The 16,627-nt window shown below is 38.0% G+C and carries 12 protein-coding genes and 1 rRNA gene; 5 read left to right on the forward strand and 8 right to left on the reverse strand.

Features of this window, described 5'->3' with window-relative positions:
• Window positions 1-66, reverse strand: a 16S ribosomal RNA gene (locus tag IC610_RS12940); the annotation flags it as partial.
• 794 nt (window positions 67-860) lie between these two features.
• On the opposite strand from IC610_RS12940, the gene IC610_RS12945 reads away from it, so the two are divergent.
• Both IC610_RS12945 and IC610_RS12950 read left to right on the forward strand, forming a co-directional pair.
• Complete coding sequence (locus IC610_RS12945) at window positions 861-1,031, forward strand: hypothetical protein (protein WP_191737248.1); 171 nt, start codon at window positions 861-863, stop codon at window positions 1,029-1,031.
• Window positions 1,032-1,185: 154 nt separating this feature from the next.
• Entirely contained in the window at window positions 1,186-1,386 is a 201-nt protein-coding gene (locus tag IC610_RS12950; protein WP_191737249.1) for a hypothetical protein, read from the forward strand.
• Between the two features lie 508 nt (window positions 1,387-1,894).
• Here IC610_RS12950 and IC610_RS12955 read toward each other — a convergent pair.
• The 4 genes from IC610_RS12955 to ruvA form a co-directional block, all read right to left on the reverse strand.
• On the reverse strand, window positions 1,895-2,188 hold the full coding sequence (locus tag IC610_RS12955; protein WP_191737250.1) for a VanZ family protein: 294 nt from the start codon (window positions 2,186-2,188) through the stop codon (window positions 1,895-1,897).
• 55 nt (window positions 2,189-2,243) lie between these two features.
• On the reverse strand, window positions 2,244-2,621 hold the full coding sequence (gene gcvH, locus IC610_RS12960) for a glycine cleavage system protein GcvH (RefSeq protein WP_191737251.1): 378 nt from the start codon (window positions 2,619-2,621) through the stop codon (window positions 2,244-2,246).
• A 331-nt stretch (window positions 2,622-2,952) separates the two neighbouring features.
• Window positions 2,953-9,987, reverse strand: a complete 7,035-nt coding sequence (gene sov, locus IC610_RS12965) for a T9SS outer membrane translocon Sov/SprA (RefSeq protein ID WP_194698926.1) — start codon at window positions 9,985-9,987, stop codon at window positions 2,953-2,955.
• A 3-nt stretch (window positions 9,988-9,990) separates the two neighbouring features.
• Window positions 9,991-10,575 carry a Holliday junction branch migration protein RuvA gene (gene ruvA / locus IC610_RS12970; RefSeq protein ID WP_056076524.1) on the reverse strand — a complete coding sequence of 195 codons (585 nt, stop codon included), beginning with the start codon at window positions 10,573-10,575 and terminating at the stop codon, window positions 9,991-9,993.
• Between the two features lie 190 nt (window positions 10,576-10,765).
• Here ruvA and IC610_RS12975 point away from each other — a divergent pair, with 190 nt between their 5' ends.
• Window positions 10,766-11,287 (forward strand): 3'-5' exonuclease family protein, encoded by a 522-nt coding sequence (locus IC610_RS12975; RefSeq protein WP_191737253.1) that lies wholly within the window; start codon window positions 10,766-10,768, stop codon window positions 11,285-11,287.
• An 85-nt stretch (window positions 11,288-11,372) separates the two neighbouring features.
• On the opposite strand, the gene IC610_RS12980 is transcribed toward IC610_RS12975, so the two are convergent.
• From IC610_RS12980 to IC610_RS12990, 3 genes are all read right to left on the reverse strand, one after another.
• Entirely contained in the window at window positions 11,373-13,661 is a 2,289-nt protein-coding gene (locus IC610_RS12980) for an NADP-dependent malic enzyme (protein WP_056076521.1), read from the reverse strand.
• A 334-nt stretch (window positions 13,662-13,995) separates the two neighbouring features.
• On the reverse strand, window positions 13,996-14,847 hold the full coding sequence (locus IC610_RS12985) for a BadF/BadG/BcrA/BcrD ATPase family protein (protein WP_191737254.1): 852 nt from the start codon (window positions 14,845-14,847) through the stop codon (window positions 13,996-13,998).
• 84 nt (window positions 14,848-14,931) lie between these two features.
• Complete coding sequence (locus tag IC610_RS12990; protein ID WP_056076517.1) at window positions 14,932-15,195, reverse strand: hypothetical protein; 264 nt, start codon at window positions 15,193-15,195, stop codon at window positions 14,932-14,934.
• A gap of 233 nt (window positions 15,196-15,428) precedes the next feature.
• Here IC610_RS12990 and IC610_RS12995 point away from each other — a divergent pair, with 233 nt between their 5' ends.
• Together IC610_RS12995 and IC610_RS13000 are read left to right on the forward strand one after the other, a co-directional pair.
• A complete protein-coding gene (locus tag IC610_RS12995) occupies window positions 15,429-15,887 on the forward strand; it encodes a GtrA family protein (RefSeq protein WP_191737255.1) in 459 nt (152 codons plus the stop codon).
• A complete protein-coding gene (locus IC610_RS13000; RefSeq protein ID WP_191737256.1) occupies window positions 15,880-16,614 on the forward strand; it encodes a lysophospholipid acyltransferase family protein in 735 nt (244 codons plus the stop codon). The genes IC610_RS12995 and IC610_RS13000 overlap by 8 nt, the downstream gene beginning before the upstream one ends.
• Window positions 16,615-16,627 lie beyond the last annotated feature (13 nt).

A 16,627-nucleotide genomic window follows, 5' to 3' on the forward strand; every position in this document is an offset into this window, starting at 1 on the left:
CTCGGCTTGCATGTGTTAGGCCTCCCGCTAGCGTTCATCCTGAGCCAGGATCAAACTCTCCATTGTATGTTTGTCTGACTCACTCAAAGTTTCTTATATACGCTTTAGTTTTTCCTTAATTTTTGGTTGTTATATCTATTTTTCAATGATCTCTTTTCTTTCGCTTTTTAACCAAGACTACTTTTCTGTCAGTTTCGTCTCCGTATTTGCGAGTGCAAAAGTAATAAGTTATTTTCAATTGACCAAATGTTTTCAAAGAAAATTTTAAAGTTTTTTGATGACCTTAAATTTCTTTCTTTACATCCTCTCAATCAACTCCTGCGCTTCCCCATAATTGGGTCTGCAAATATACAACTGTTTTTTATTCTTGCAAATTTTTCAGTGTGTATTTTTTCTGAAGTTTCTTTCTTATCTTTATCCTCCTGCGCTACTTACTTCCTTCCGTTTTCAGTGGTGCAAAAGTAGAAACTTTTACATTCCCTACCAAACTTTTATTCATATTTATTTAACATAATTAAGCAACAGACTGATTGTGTGGAGAGAAAATGTGTTAGAGGGTTGGAGGGTGCGGGTGAGATTTGAAATTTGATGTTTGAGATTTGAGATTTGAGATTCGGGGTACGGTATAGGAGGATTGGGATTTGGTGGATTCGCGGCGCAAGTAATGGATGCGAGGTGCGGGATGTAATGTAGGAAATGGGAGTTTGGAAAGAATCATTGTGCATGGTTACGTGTTATTTTTCTGCAGGCTGGTGAGCTGGTTGAATATATATTGTTGGGAATTTTTGAGCATCATTGTTTATTTTGTAAGGCTTTTCGGTGAAAATGACTATGCATTGCATGATTTGAAAATATACAAAATGAGTTTTCAGGTCGCTTTTGTGGATGTTTTTAAGATGGCACTCCTACGGAGTGCTGTTATTTTTGGAATGGTGGTTTCTACACAGATGGCACTCCTACGGAGCGCTGTGGCGTTAGTTGTCGCTTTTGCTACACAGATTTTACTCCTCCGGAGTAAGGTGGAATTTTGATTTTTGAAAGGTGTGGGAATTGCTGACATTACGTGAGTGGATTCTGATTGGATGAAAAGTGTTTTTGGCTGAACGGGTGCGAGTTCGTTTTACATAGTATCGGTGGTACGTCCGCAGCAGCAGATGGGATGATTTGAAATTTGAAGTTTGAGATTTGAAATTCGGACTGCAGAGTCCGGATGTGGAATGTGGATTGTGGGTACGGGCGGGACGACAGAATCAGCGGTGGATCCTCTGGATGCAGAATTCTGGAACAGGTAGACTGTTAAATAAGAGCAGATGGGTTTTTGAAAGTTTTATTTTTGATGAAGTTTATACTTCTATTGCACGTAAGGTTAATTTTGCACTGGTGTAACCACCCCGTCTAAAATCTGCGATTTTTGACATCCCCTCCAGAGGATGGGAATGGTTCAACGGGGTATTGGAAATAAGGGAAGTTTGTTTTTTACTGCTGGCCGGACTGAAAATGTAGTGAGAATTGATGGTTAAAACTTTTGAATTGAAGTTTTGGCTTTCCGATTATAGTTTTTGCTGCTTTCTTTAATGAGATTATTGTAGATTAATTGCTTACTGGTGATTACTTATTGCTCATTACTTATCAAAATTCAACAGTTCTCAAAAAGCAAAATCGTTACTAGCCCCGATGGCAGCGACATCCTTTTTTGTGGCGGACGTTGCGGAGTGGAGACCGGCACAAAAAAGATACAGCGGACAGCGGGTTCCCGGCTCCTGAAAATATGAGCTATGAGTAATGAGTAATAAGAACGGAATGATAATTTATTAAGTTGTAAAGGGAGTTGGCAAGCTTTTGAGATGCTGGCAATATGAGTATAGTGGGGAGGCGCGAAATAAGAGGGTCTGAATCAGAATTTTTTCGTGAGAAATTTGTAAGTGTAATATCCGATGAGGCAGCCGACGGTGTCTGCGACGATGTCGAGGGTTTCCATGGATCGGCCAAGCTTCATTTCTTCCTGGAAGATTTCTGTCAGGAAGGCGTAAATGAGGATGATCTGAATATAATAAGCAAATTTTATTTTGGGGAAGGATGCTATGAGCAGAAAGCCCAATGCCGCGAAGATACTTAAGTGTAAGACTTTGTCTATGCCATTAAACATAAACCAATATTCATGGTTTTCCTGGCCCGGCCTGAGGAGCATAAAAGTAAGAAATGCCCAATAAATGGGCAAAATCTTATTAAATATGTTTCTGTAATTATCCAATGACAGCCTGATATTCTTCTGCAGTTAGCAATTCTGACTGATCTGCACCTTCCGCGATTTCCAGTTTGATGATCCATCCGTTTCCGTATGGGTCGGTGTTTAGTAATTCCGGCTGGTCTTCTAATTCAGCATTGAACTCGATTACTTTCCCAGCGATTGGAAGGAAAAGGTCTGACACTGTTTTTACTGCTTCTACACTTCCGAAAACGGCTTCTCCTTCAAGATCTTCGTCTACCGTGTCAACGTCTACGTAAACGATGTCGCCCAACTCGCCCTGTGCGAAATCTGTAATTCCGATTGTAGCAACGTTTCCTTCAATCCTGATCCATTCGTGGTCTTTGGTGTACTTTAGTTCTGCAGGTGTATTCATTTTTATTTTTTTATACCGACAAATTTAATTTAAAATTGGTGAATGGTCAAAAGAAAATTTAATTTTTGTTGGGTTGGTAGTTCGGGATGCGAGTTACGAGATGCGATTTACGGGATTTGTGTTTTGGATTTAAGGTTAAGGTTATGGAAGATAAAGATTTATACTAAGATTTGATTTAATGCAAAGCCAGACAATGATATTATATTTTAGTTGGTTTCAATATAAACAAAGCCATAAACTTTGAAAGGAAATATAAAGTGAATAAATGTACAAGATTTTCAAAAAAAAATCCCTTTCAGTTTTCTGAAAGGGATTTTTTTGAAAATTATTTTTAGAAACCTCCTGCGTCTCCGAATGTGAAGGTCGCTCTAAGCCCTGCTCTTACGGTTGACAGCGGGAAGGCTGTGGATATTTTATATTTTGAAGTCATCTGTTCATAGAAAACTGCAAGATTTAAATTTTGTGAAACGTTGTAGTCTGCAGATAATTTAATATTCATCAAACGTTGTCCGCCTGTTACCTGAGAATCATCCAGCAAGATATTCATTATACTTGTACGGCTGTCGCGAAGGGAAATATCTCCTCTGATATTCAGGTCTGCTCCCTTATTGTTTCTGCCTCCTCCACCGGCATTTCCTAATCTGAAGTTTCTGACAATATACCCCAGACGAACTACATATTCGGTATTTGAATCTTCGGTAATTGTTTGATTTACCAAACCAAGCAACAACATTCTGTTTCTGTTGTACTGAATTCCAAACTGCATATTGTTTCGCATTGTCACATCTATTCCTACAAGCGGTGCAAAAGATTCTACATATCCCACCTGTGAGAATGTAAATGGATTGATGCGGTCTCCGTTAACGTCGAAACTTCCCGGATTATTAAAATAATCGATGCTCGACTGTACACCTGTTGCAGTGTAAGTTGCATTGTAGCTGTGAAGGATATCAAACTTGGTAAACTGACCGCTGATCACCGGAATGTTTTTTAAACCAGACCATGTGATTCTCCAGTTCGGAAAAGGAAGTCCGGATTTTCTTGCGTTACCAACCTGTCTTGGAGCCTTACCTTCTACTGCTGCACGGAATGCAGGAATCAAAACATAAGCATTCGCAATACTGTATCCTGCAGCGTAACCGTTAGCTCCCGGAGCTCCGCCCAATTGCTGCGAAATTGCCTGGGCATTTTGTCTGATCGCTGCATAAATAGCTGTATTATCTTTAAATGAAGTTTTCACCAGACTTACCGAGTTGGAATAGCTGATTAAATCTGTCGCAAAGGTAAGATTCGGATTAGCATTGCCGAAGCCATCTCTATAGTTGAAACCTGTTTGCGAGAAGTTTCTGTTATAGGTTTGAATGACATTGAAATCTATTCTTAAATCATTGACCGGCATCATCTGGAGATTAGCCCGCAAATCCCGGGTCGACATCCGGACGTAAGGATCAATCATTAAATCTGAAGTACTTACCCATCCGTTTTCAATCACTGTTCTTCGGATATCTGCCTGCGAACCGAGAAGAAACCCTACTGTTGGACCACCCAAAGTCTGCCCTGTTCCGTACCAGTTTGGTGCAGAAATAAGACCCGGAAGTACAGTTCCGTTATTTTCTGAATAGGTTACATCCAACTGTTTGAATGAGGTAAGGAAAAATGCTGCTCCCTGTAATGCTGTGAGTTTATTTTTGTATTTATATTTTTTGTAAGCATATCTCTTTTTCTCCCAAGCCTGCGTATAAGCTGTATTCAGAGAATCTGTCTCCTTTTTTCTTTTTCCTAAAGTTTCAGTAATTCTCTTAAAATAACTAAACTGACTGAAGAAACGAGGAAGATCTGCTGTAGCATTTGCCTGAATCACATTTGTGTTTTGACCAATGGAACCTAAACTTCCTTCAGGACTTGACAATAACGCTGTGGATCTTGCATTCCAGTTGTAGGTGAAACCGTAGCCAACCTCAGCATCAATAAATTCTAAATACGGAAGATATTGGAAAGGTAATTTATAATTTAACTGAACTCTGTGATTGTACAATACCGGTCTACCCGCTCTGAAAACATTTCCGAAGATGGAAGAATTATCCATCGTGTTGACATCCACCTGATCATTTAAAGTTCTTGTAGCCGAGTTGATTTCCAGTTTTAAAGATTTAGTGAAATTAAATCCTAAACCATACTGCCAGCCGAAGTAGAAGTTTCTGTTTTTAATGGCTGCGAAATCATTTCCAGGGTTTCCACTTAAAATCGATTCAATATTTCTGAATTCAAGCTCATTGTAATTTCTGTCGATTTCAGTTCTGAAAGATAATCTTGTAGGAATCGGATTAAAATTAAATTCTTTTACCCATTTCAGATATTTATACGATTTTGCAGTATCACTGATCAGTTTATTGAAAGGCTTAATCACCCAAGGTTTAAACTGATAATTATAATCTACATACCCTCGCAGATATTGTCTGTAGTTTTTCTTGGTATAAATATCTCTGTAATGATCGTCATTATATACAGCAGTCACAGAAATGTTTTCTACATCATAGAATTTTGGTTTTTTGTCAGGATTTACTCTTTCCTTATGCATATTAACAACACCTAAACTTCTCTGCTGAGTGTAAGTACGTGCTACTTTTTTAAGCTCTTCTCTATTGGCAGCCTTGCTGAATTCTACATCGGTATCTAAAGGATTGTACTTCGGATCTTCGATGGTTTGTGAGTAAGAATAGTTGACAGGAATTTTGATTCCGGTTTTTTCAGGTAGGAATTTATCTGCGTTGATAGCCGTATTAATGCTGAATGCTGACTGACTTGCCTGACTTCTCTCGGCAGGTTTAGAATCAATATTTCCGAAACCTACAGATGAATAAGATGCATTGGTGTTTACGGTTGCAAAATCACCAAGGTTGAAATTTAAGCTTGCATTTCCGGCGTAACCTCCGTCGTTTTCAATTTCAGAAAGACGAATTTCGTTGACCCAGAGAACTCTTCCGTTATCAGCAATTCTCCCACCCTCATTTCTTACACCAATCATGATGGTAGTAATATTTCCTAAACTTGGACGTCCTTTTATGTAGATTCTTTTATTATCATCCCCAAACTGGGTATCTTCTCTTCTCTCGACTATGTTACCCGGGAAATTCCGGTCTCTTCTGATTTTAGCATCTACGAAATCCTGAACATCAAAATTCATCTCATTCTCAATTGGCCAGATTTCCATCGGTGTAGTCGCCGTTCTTTGGGTATATTTTACCGAAGATTCATATTCATAATAATTATCTGCACCATCACTACCAAAACGAATAAAGAATTTCAGTTTAGGATCTAATTCTGAACTTGTTGGAGTGTCAAGATTTTGTGCATGTACAAAAAGTCTCAGTTTTTTGTATCTTCTCATATCCAGCGTAGTATTTTTGAAAACACCTCTAGATTCATTACCCATATTTCTTACTTTCAGATAAAGAGAAGATTCATTCTGTCTTTGTGCACCTGCATTTCCGCTCAAAACCTGTCTGTCGATTCCAGGAGGCAAAACGTAAGGTGGCTGGTTCAATGCATTTTCTTCAATATTTACACTTCCAACTTCGAAATTATCGTTTAATGTTGGAGACCCTGTTGTACCTTCGGTAGGTGAGTCAACTGTTGAGCTTGCAATTTGATTAGGATATTTTCTCCAGTCTGATCTTACCAAATCCATGGTTCCGAATCTTAACGTAGAAACATTATCAAAACCAGTTAATAACATTCTTGCGAAACGTACATTATTTAAGATAGACGGGTCTTTATCACCACCTGCAAGCGGATCATTGTATTTGTTAACCGGAATTCTGAAAAGGAACCATTTCACATCGTCGGTCTGACCGTTTTGAAAAGTAGCCTGAACAGTTTTTACATCAACAATATTGTTCTGTCCTAAAATTAAACTTGACTGATCAAGATTAACAACATATTCATTATAGTTTTCACTTTGATCTAAATTGTAATCTCTGTTGATATCTTCGGCGTCCGGAGTCTGTGAAGCTACTTCAAGAGAATTGCTCACTGAATTTCCTTCAGGACCTCTGAAATATTTGTAACGCTGAACCAATGATGATGCTAAATTTCCTGTAAATCTTGTAGAAAGATAAAATACGAAATCATCAACTGCGGGGTCAGCTAAGTTGGTAACGGGATTCACAAATGTATTACCGAAACGTGCCGCTTCCTGATCTGAACTCAAACCGTCATAACCTAAATCCTGCGCAGTTCTGTCTGTACCTTCTGTAGAGAAAGCATATAAAATCGGAGGTTGTTTTGGCTGAATACCCCAGTTTGAATTGGTTGTGGTAGAAGGAGCAGAAGGTACCGGAAGACCATTTTCGTACTGCATCAAACCATCCTTCAGAATATCTTCTGAAACATTTCCTAATTGAAGCAAAAGTTTCGGTGCACCTCCCGGCTGACTTAAAGGTCTGTTATCGGCATACGGATCCATCATCCAGAATTCCACGTATTCAATATTGGAATTGATGAAGTTGGAAACACTGATCGGACGCATAATACCCGCCCATCGTTGCTGCGTGGTTTCAGTTGCTGGATTTACGTTGTAAGGTCCTTTTTCGTTTGGATAGTAAGAAACATCGAAAGTATTGGTAAATGTCTGTTCACCTGCCACAAAATCTCTGTTGTTAAAAATCTCTGAAAACTGAACCCTTCTTGAAGCGTGATTGGAAACAGACTCCGCTGTAATTCCTTCCGGAGGTCTTCCTCCTACACCCCAGAATCTCGGGTCAATATTGTACCATGAAAGCAAACCTCTTCCGTAACCATTCGTAATATCATTATTTGCTCCGGCACCGTTGAAAAGTGGGTTACCCTGATTCTTTTCCGGTTTTGAAGCTAAGCTCCATGCCGTTGGTTCTTTTAAAGAAATCTTTGAAGTCGTCTGTTCAAAATCGTCAATGTACGACTGATCGTTTGTTCCTTTATTGATTCCCGGAATAAGATAGGCACCTTCCATTCTGAAATTCAGATTTGAAGGAGCTTCGGTATTAATTCCAGGGATTTTATCTGTAAGTCTTGTGAGGAAAGGCAATTGGTTGTTGTACAACATATTGATACCCGCCATCGTGTTATTCACCGCTTCCTGACCGTAATTTACCTTTTGAGTTAAAGGTGATTCGGAATAATTGACAACCGTTCCGCCAAAAATGAAGTTTTCGCTGACTCTTCTTTCTAAATTTAGACCTAAAAATCTTTTACGCTGTGTATTAAAAGTAAGCTGATTTTCAAGTGAAATATTGATAGCCTGACCGGATTGTTTTACATTTTCGTTGATGATCGTCACAGATCCCAACATATAATCTACGGTATAATCTACACCTTCTGTTAGCTGAACACCGTTAGCTGAAACTTTTACTGAACCTTGAGGCACGTTCACCGCTCCAAGTGAAATCCCCTGACCTTGAGCTCCTTTATATCTACCTTCAAGCGTATATCTCTGAGGTACATGTTGGGCATCCTGCTTTTGCCTTGCATACAAATCAGTTTGAACATATTGAGGATCATTTGTACCCAGAACCTGTGCCATATAACTTCCAAAAGGCTGAGCTTTTGTGAAAATCAGTTTCCCTAATTCTGGTCTCACGGTAATTCCACTTACGAAATCGAAAATTCCATCGCCCAAAGTACCGTTGTTTGACTGTAAGTCACCATTCAGATTGAGTCTGTCCCAGTTTAATAATTTCAATAAATTAATATCTGCAACCGAAGTACCCGGTAAATAATTTACCTTACCTCCTGTTTTTGGATCACGATAGAGCACATTCAGGATAAATCCGTCCTGATCAACCTGTCCCGCATCCAAAGCGTAGATGTTTTTCATCATCAGCTGCCACATTGGAGACGTAACTTTAACCTGAGAATTTGATTTTAGCAATTTGGTAATCAAAACAGGACTTTCTTCAGAAAACTCACCCACTTTATAAACCTGGTTGGTACCATTTACGGTGTAGGAATAGGAGACCGTTAAAAGTTGTTGTTCATTAAGTCTTTGATTTAATGAAATATATCCTAACTGTGGATGAAACGTATATTCGTTACTGTTAAGTCTTCGTGCTTTTTTATTAAATAAAAATTCTTCTCCGTTTGTATAGGGCGTTGCGCTTCCGGGAAAAGTCTGTCCCAAAAGAAGCTCACCATAATTAATTGCAGGATCTCTGGGAGCACCCATTACATTGCTTACTGCTTGGTAAAGACCATTTTGAGTATTATCCGGAGTACCGGAAGCACCCTGCCCCAAATCTCTGATCCCAACGATACCTTTTTGATAAGCAAGATTTGAATTTCCCTGATCCAAGACCCAGACTTCCATCCTGGAAATATTGATTCTTGAATTAATCTGCGGGTAATTCTGCAATGCCGCATCATAATTATTTAGAAAATACTGATCTATAAAATAATGCTGATTGTCTTCGTAATCGATGGCGTTTATTTTAAACGTATTCATCACACCACCTCCCTGTACAACGATGTTTCTGGCCTCACCCTGCTGTTGAGACATTACAACCGTTCCAAAAGTTTTCCCAAGCTGAAATTCAGATTTTATCCCGAAAAGTGACTCTGAACCACGGATTAAACTTGTAGAAAGTGGCATGTTGACATTACCAAATTCTATTCTTTTTATGATTTTATCTTCGCCTCCGGCACTGGGTTTGTTTACATCATTTAAACCTTTGGTCTGAAGATCTTTCCATGTGCCTTTTGACTGCCAAACGAGATTCATTCTGTTTTCGAATGCAAAACCGCTTTGGGTATCGTAATTGGCTTTTAACTGGAGATTTTCACCCACCTTTCCAATCAAACCCAATTGGATTCTCTGGTCAATATCGAAGGTGAAACTTGTTCTGTTTTGAGGTAAAATTAAAGGATTATCAATTTTCTGGTACAAGCCTGCGAAGTCAAAAGAAGCATATCCCGAAGGAATAATTTCGATTTTATTGCTTCCGAACATTGCTTCGAAAAGTCTGTTATTGATGGTTAAGGAAGGAATTAAACCTAACCTTTCTGCCTCCGCTTTATCCTTACGGAACATCAGACTGTATCGGTTTGATTTGTCCCTGTAATACTCCTTTGCCTGCTGGGCGTCCATAAACTCTTTGTAGTCCTGGGGCGACATTGCAGTAGGCGGACCGGTAACCGTATTTCCTACCTTTGGATAGACGAAATACATTCCGGTTTTGATGTCGTAATAGGCTTCGTAGTAAGTAGGATCTTCTACCTGCCAGTCTTTTTTTATGGTAAAACCGGTAGGTTCCTGCTGTGCAAAAGTGCTGCCTGAAACCAACAGTAAAATGAAGACCGAAAATATATTGAGAAAACTAATCTTTTTCACCAACCCTTAAATATTTTTTAAAATTTGCTTTACGAGTTCTTCCGTTGTGATGTCTGCATTCTGCTTGATCATGCGGTCTGCGATCTTCTCGCTCATCCTTTTCGGAATTCCCAAAACTTCTAATGCTGATAACGCATCTTCCTTGGTTTTATTATTCACAACAGCCGAAATCTCTTCGCCTTCAACCTTGAATTTCTGCACCTTATCTTTGAGATCTACAATGATTCTTTCCGCAGTTTTTGCACCGATACCTTTCGCTTTTTGAATCAGAGCACTGTTCGCAGACAAAATTGCTGTTGCGATTTCTTCAAGATTTAATGTTGATAAAAGTATAAGTGCGGAAACGGCTCCTACCCCATTCACGCTGATAAGAAGATTAAACATTTCTTTCTCTAAACGGGTATGAAAACCAAAGAGCAAATGAGCATCCTCACGGATAATCTGCTGAATAAAAAGAAAAGATTCTTTGTTGTGAACCAGTTTTTGGGAAGTCATTAAACTTATGCCAACATAGTATCCAACGCCTTGTACATTGAGTACAGCATAGGTGGGACTAAGTTCCTGAACGGCTCCCTGTAAAGAAAATATCATTATCAATTTTTATAACTCCCAAATATAGTAAATTAAACTAAGTAATACTTTCATCTCTGAAAGGAATGATTTTATTTGTTTTCTTTATTAAATTTTTCATAGAGAATCTAAAAATTTTATGAATGTGAAAATTAATTCATTTCACAAATTCGGTCGCATTAATTACATTTGCGAAAAACTTTGCAGACAAATGAGTTATTTCGTTGTTGACGTCGAGGCAGATGGCCCAATTCCCGGCGATTTTTCTATGGTTTCCTTCGGAGCCGTTTTGGTTGATGAAAATCTCAATCGCACATTTTATGGTAAAATAATACCAATTTCTGAACAGTATATTCCAGAAGTTCTTTCCATATCAGGATTTAGTCGTGAGGAAACTTTAAAATTTGATGACCCTTTTGAAACGATGCTGAAATTTGAAGAATGGATAGCAAAAAATTCTAAAGGAAAACCTATTTTTATAAGTGACAACAATGGATTTGACTGGATGTTTATCTGTTGGTATTTCCATCATTTTTTAAAAAGAAACCCTTTCGGATATTCGTCAAGAAGAATTTCTGATTTATATTGCGGAATTGTGAAAGACACATTTGCCCAATGGAAACATTTAAGAAAAACCGAACACACTCATAATCCTGTAGATGATGCTCGGGGAAATGCCGAAGTTCTTTTATACATGAAAAATGAACTTGAACTTAAAATTGATTTAAGATGAAAAAAGGCGAACAGAATTCCACAAATTCCGTTCGCCTTTTTTATAACTTTTACTGATAGGATTTCATCCTAACTTTTGGAACTTTTTATTTTTTAGCTTCTCTTCTCTGCGCATCCAAAACTGCAACCGTAGCAAGATTCACAATCTCATCTACACTTGAACGCATCTGTAATACGTGAACAGGCTGTTTCAGTCCCATCAGAATTGGCCCAATAACCTGTGCCACCTTCATTCCTCTGATGATTTTATATGACAGGTTTGCTGACTCAAGATTTGGGAAAATAAATGTATTAGCCGGAGTTGTTCCTAGTTTTGAGAACGGATAATCACTCAGATGATCAGAATTCATCGCAAAATCCGGCTGAATTTCTCCGTCAACTATCATTTTTGGGAATTTCTCGTGAAGAATACTTACCGCTTTTGCGACTTTTTTCGAAGTATCAGAAATCGCTGCGAAATTTTCAAAACCTAACATTGCAATTCTCGGTTCGATAGCGAAAGATTTTACGGTGTGCTCTGCCATTTTAGCAATATTTACCAAATCTTCAGCCGTAGGATTTTGATTGATTGATGTATCAGCGAAGAAAATAGGTTTCTTTTCAGACAGAATCATCATCATTGCCGCTACTTTTTCGACTCCTTTTTCTTTTTCGATCACTTCTAAAACAGGTCTTAAAGTTGATACGTAGTTTTTAGAAAAACCAATAATCAAACCGTCTGTGTCTCCGTGTTTCAGCATTAAAGGCCCGAAATAATCTCTCTGGCGCACGTATCTTTTTGCCTTGTACTCGTTCATCCCTTTTCTCTGACGGAGTTTCCAAAGTGTTTCTCTGTATTTCCTTCTGTTTTCCTTTTGGTCGTCGTCACTCGGGTCGATAATCGGAACATCAATGTTGATTCCGAAACGCTCCATTTGTTCTTTGACGTATTTTTTATCTCCTAAAAGACTTGGGTAAGCGATTCCTTCTTCATATAAAATCTGAGCCGCTTTCAGAACATTGTATTCTTCAGCATTTCCTAAAGTGATTCTTTTAGGATTCGCTTTTGCGCGGTTCTGCATCATTCTTACCAACTTCTCATCTCTTCCCATTCTGTCAAGAAGCTGAGTTTCGTATTCGTCAAAATCAGTAATCGTTTTTCTTGCAATTCCACTGTCGATCGCAGCTTTGGCAACAGCACTTGAAACTTTGGTAATTAATCTGTTGTCAAAAGGTTTAGGAATGAAATATTCTCTTCCAAACTGTAAATTCTGAACGTTATACGCTAAAATTACTGCCTCAGGAACGGGTTCTTTCGCCAAATCAGCAATCGCATGAACGGCAGCCAGTTTCATTTCTTCATTAATTCCTTTAGCCTGCACATCTAAAGCACCACGGAAAATATACGGGAAACCTAGAACGTTGTTTACCTGATTAGGATAATCACTTCTACCCGTTGCCATGATCACGTCTTTTCTGGTAGAAAGTGCTAAATCATAAGCGATCTCAGGGTCAGGATTGGATAATGCGAATACAATCGGGTTTTCATTCATGCTCAAAAGCATTTCAGGAGTCATCACATTTCCTTTAGACAAACCAATGAAAACATCTGAACCTTTACAGGCATCTTCCAAAGTTTCGATGTCGGTCTGAGCGATGAAATCTAATTTTTCAGGCGTAAGGTTTTCTCTTTTGTGATTGATAACGCCTTTGCTGTCGCACATCAACACGTTTTCTCTTTTTAAACCTAAAGAAATATACAGATTGGTACAGGCAACAGCCGCAGCTCCTGCTCCATTCACTACCATCTTTACCTCATCGATATTTTTGTTGGCAATCTGAAGCGAATTAATTAATGCCGCCGCAGAAATAATTGCTGTTCCGTGCTGGTCGTCGTGCATCAAAGGAATATCTAATTCTTCCTTTAATTTCTGTTCGATATAAAAAGCTTCAGGAGCTTTGATATCTTCAAGGTTGATCCCTCCGAAAGTCGGGGCGATACCTTTTACAATCTGGATAAATTTATCGGGATCTTTTTCGTCAATTTCAATATCAAAAACATTGATGTCAGCGAAAATTTTAAATAAAAGTCCCTTTCCTTCCATTACCGGTTTAGAAGCTTCAGCACCGATGTCGCCCAAACCAAGAACTGCTGTTCCGTTTGAAATTACGGCAACCAAATTACCTTTTCCTGTATAATCGTAAACCGTTTCAGGATTTTTCTCAATTTCAAGACATGGAATTGCCACTCCCGGAGAATATGCCAATGACAAATCTCTCTGTGATGAGTGCGGTTTTGACGGGATAACTTCAATTTTTCCCTTTGGTTCAGCTTTATGGTAATCTAAGGCGGCCTGATTGAAATTTTTCTCGTCGCGATGGGTTTTATTTGACATAAAATTTTATTTTTTTATTTAACATTTACCAAATTGAAATTCTTAATGTTCTTTTGTCTTAAAACAAAAGGACCAAAAGTTCAAGACTGGATTTCTGCGCTAAAATTTTAAAAACTTCCTAAATTTCCAAACTCGGGCGGAAACATGTAATCTTATTATATTTACAATTTCTGCCGCCACTCAAACAATGGAAATTTATTTACGGAATTTTTTAAAATTTCTTAACGCTTCGAATTCCTGAGTCATTTTTGAGATGTCCTGCATCAACTTAGATGCACTTACCAATCCAATTCGATATTAATTTACTATTTTCTTTAATGACTTACTATCAGTATTACAATATATATTGAATGTGGTAGTTGACCAGACTCTCAATAGGTTTCTGTACAACGTGTCCCACATTTAATCCGAGCTCTGCAGCTGCAGAACGCAAAATATCTTCATAATAATAAGCGATAGAGCCGATGAAATTAATCTCGGCATTTTTGGATTCTTCATAAGGAAGAACCTGATAATCGAAGAAATTTTTCATCTCTTCCAAAACCATAGTCTGGAAGTAGGGATGATTTTTTCTTTCGACAACAAATTTATTGAAATCTGCCAGATAGGCATTAGGTCTCGTCTTGTGATACATATTCTGCAATGCATCATCAATCGTCAACCCATAAATTCCTTTGAATTCTGAATGTAAATCCTGAGGAAGTTTCTGCATGAAGAATCTTCGTACCAGCTGTTTTCCGATGGCACTTCCGCTTCCTTCGTCGCCCATGAGGTAACCCAGTGAAGGAAGTTTAATATTTAAATTTTCTCCGTCGAAATAACATGAGTTTGAACCTGTACCCAAAATACAGACAATTGTCGGTTTACCGTTGTAAGCAGCGTACGCAGCAGCGTAAAGATCTTCTTTTACAACAATATCTGCATTGGTAAAAACTTTACCGATTTCCTGCTCAATGGTCTCGCAGTTTTGGCGGACACCACAACCTGAACCGTAGAAAAAAATTCTTGTAATCGAATTTTTAACTGATGTCAGACTGTGATTTTTCTCAATCTCAGGTACAATAAGTTCTTTGCTGATAAAATTGGGGTTGAAACCAATAGTTTCGGTCTTTAAGAAAACATTTTTGAAGTCATCCAGGATTACCCAATCAGATTTAGTAGAACCACTATCAACAATAGCAACCATATTTTACAATTTCATTTAAGAGTGCTAAAATATGAATTTATCTTGAAAGAGCGGGGTAAAGAACAATGACTTTATTCACAAAAACTAGGATTGCACCTCATTCTGTGATGTATTATACTGATGTAACCAGTCTTCGATTTCATCTTCGAGATAAGTGGTCTGGAGGATCATGGCGTCTAAAAAATCGTCCGGTACTGCCTCGCCCTCAGCATTTTCGAGATTCCAAAGCTCTTCCGACATATTTTCATACTCAGAGTACACTCTTTTGAACCGCGAGTTCTGTCTTTCCAGATCTGCAATTTTCTTTTGCTGAAGCTGAAATTTTCTGTATTTGTTTTGACGTTCCATACAAATATATTGGTGTTTGATGTGAATTTGGTTTAGTGAAATAAGCTGTAAACAAGCACTACAAGATAGAAAAAACTCCAATCTCAATAGATTGAATATTAATTTATTATCAGGTATCAATTCTTCAGTTCTGAAAATTAAATTTAGAAATAATTTTCAATGGAGAAAAAAAATTAACATCTTTTTTTAGTGTTTAACATATAGTTATAACTTTGCAGTAATTGATCAATTTGATGAAAGATATCCTAATAAGGCAGAAACAGGTACTTTTTTTTATTATTGCCGGCGGCCTGAGTGCCGTGGTAGAGATTGGAAGTTTTAAGATTTTCAGTTCGTATTTACCTCAGCTCATTGCAGAAGAGAAAAATTTCCACGGAATACATTTTCCTTTGAGCAATATTTTCTCCACTTCATGCGGTATTATCACCAATTACTTCCTCAGCATCTGGTTTGTTTTTGAGCGCGGAAAACATTCCAAGAAAAAAGAATTTGTCTACTTCATGGCGGTTTCTGTAGTTTCTACCTTGTTCAGTTTACTATTTTTTCAGATTTTCTACAGTTTTATATTTAAAGATAACATAGATCTTATCATTTATACATTGAGTCCTGAAATACTGAGTAAAATTTCGGCGATTCTTCTGGTTTCCATTTTAAATTACTCCGTAAAGAAAAAAGTAATATTTAATGGATAAAATTAAAATGATCCTCAACTACCTTTGGCGGGGCTGGCTGATTCTTCTGGCGTTTGTACTCACAATCATTTTCGGAATTCCTGTGTACATACTATCTTATAAAAAGAAAACTTACAAGTACGCTTACAAATTTATCCGACTGTGGTGCTACGGAATTTTCTACGGAATGGGTCTCCGGTATGAACTTATCAATCTCACCGATAAAAAAATCGACAAAAACCAGCAGTACGTAGTGATTTCCAATCATACCTCGATTATGGATATTATGCTTCCCTGCATTCTGTTTCCCAATCATCCGCTGTGTTATGTCGGTAAAAAAGAGCTTGAAAAAATCCCCATTTTCGGAACTATTTACAGACGAATCTGTGTGATGGTAGACCGCAGCAGCGCGAGAAGCCGTGCCGATGTTTACAGAAGATGTGCAGAAAAAATGGAAGAAGGCAACAGCATCGTCATCTTTCCTGAAGGAGGCGTTCCCGATGACACTTCTGTTGTTTTGGATGAATTTAAAGACGGCGCATTTACGCTTTCATCAAAACACAATTCACCGATTGCTGTATTTACTTTTATAGGTTTAAAGGAAATTTTTCCGTTTGACAATTCGAAGGGACATCCCGGAAAAGTAAAGGTATATTTTAATGATATCCTCGAGCCGACAGCATCTCCCAAAGAATTAAAATTGTCCGCTTTTGAGACAATAAAAAAAACACTGACAGAATACAGTTAATTGCATAAATAAA

Origin of the sequence: Chryseobacterium caseinilyticum (assembly GCF_014837145.1) — a bacterium.
Classification (GTDB): Bacteria; Bacteroidota; Bacteroidia; order Flavobacteriales; family Weeksellaceae; genus Chryseobacterium; species Chryseobacterium caseinilyticum.

Excerpts from the sequence above, each read along its gene's own strand:
- IC610_RS12985 (WP_191737254.1), bottom strand. The coding sequence starts at position 14,847 with ATGGTTGCTATTGTTGATAGTGGTTCTACTAAATCTGATTGGGTAATC.
- IC610_RS12995 (WP_191737255.1), top strand. The coding sequence starts at position 15,429 with ATGAAAGATATCCTAATAAGGCAGAAACAGGTACTTTTTTTTATTATT.
- IC610_RS12955 (WP_191737250.1), bottom strand. The coding sequence starts at position 2,188 with ATGCTCCTCAGGCCGGGCCAGGAAAACCATGAATATTGGTTTATGTTT.
- IC610_RS12945 (WP_191737248.1), top strand. The coding sequence starts at position 861 with ATGAGTTTTCAGGTCGCTTTTGTGGATGTTTTTAAGATGGCACTCCTA.
- IC610_RS12980 (WP_056076521.1), bottom strand. The coding sequence starts at position 13,661 with ATGTCAAATAAAACCCATCGCGACGAGAAAAATTTCAATCAGGCCGCC.
- gcvH (WP_191737251.1), bottom strand. The coding sequence starts at position 2,621 with ATGAATACACCTGCAGAACTAAAGTACACCAAAGACCACGAATGGATC.
- IC610_RS13000 (WP_191737256.1), top strand. The coding sequence starts at position 15,880 with ATGGATAAAATTAAAATGATCCTCAACTACCTTTGGCGGGGCTGGCTG.
- ruvA (WP_056076524.1), bottom strand. The coding sequence starts at position 10,575 with ATGATATTTTCTTTACAGGGAGCCGTTCAGGAACTTAGTCCCACCTAT.
- IC610_RS12975 (WP_191737253.1), top strand. The coding sequence starts at position 10,766 with ATGAGTTATTTCGTTGTTGACGTCGAGGCAGATGGCCCAATTCCCGGC.
- IC610_RS12990 (WP_056076517.1), bottom strand. The coding sequence starts at position 15,195 with ATGGAACGTCAAAACAAATACAGAAAATTTCAGCTTCAGCAAAAGAAA.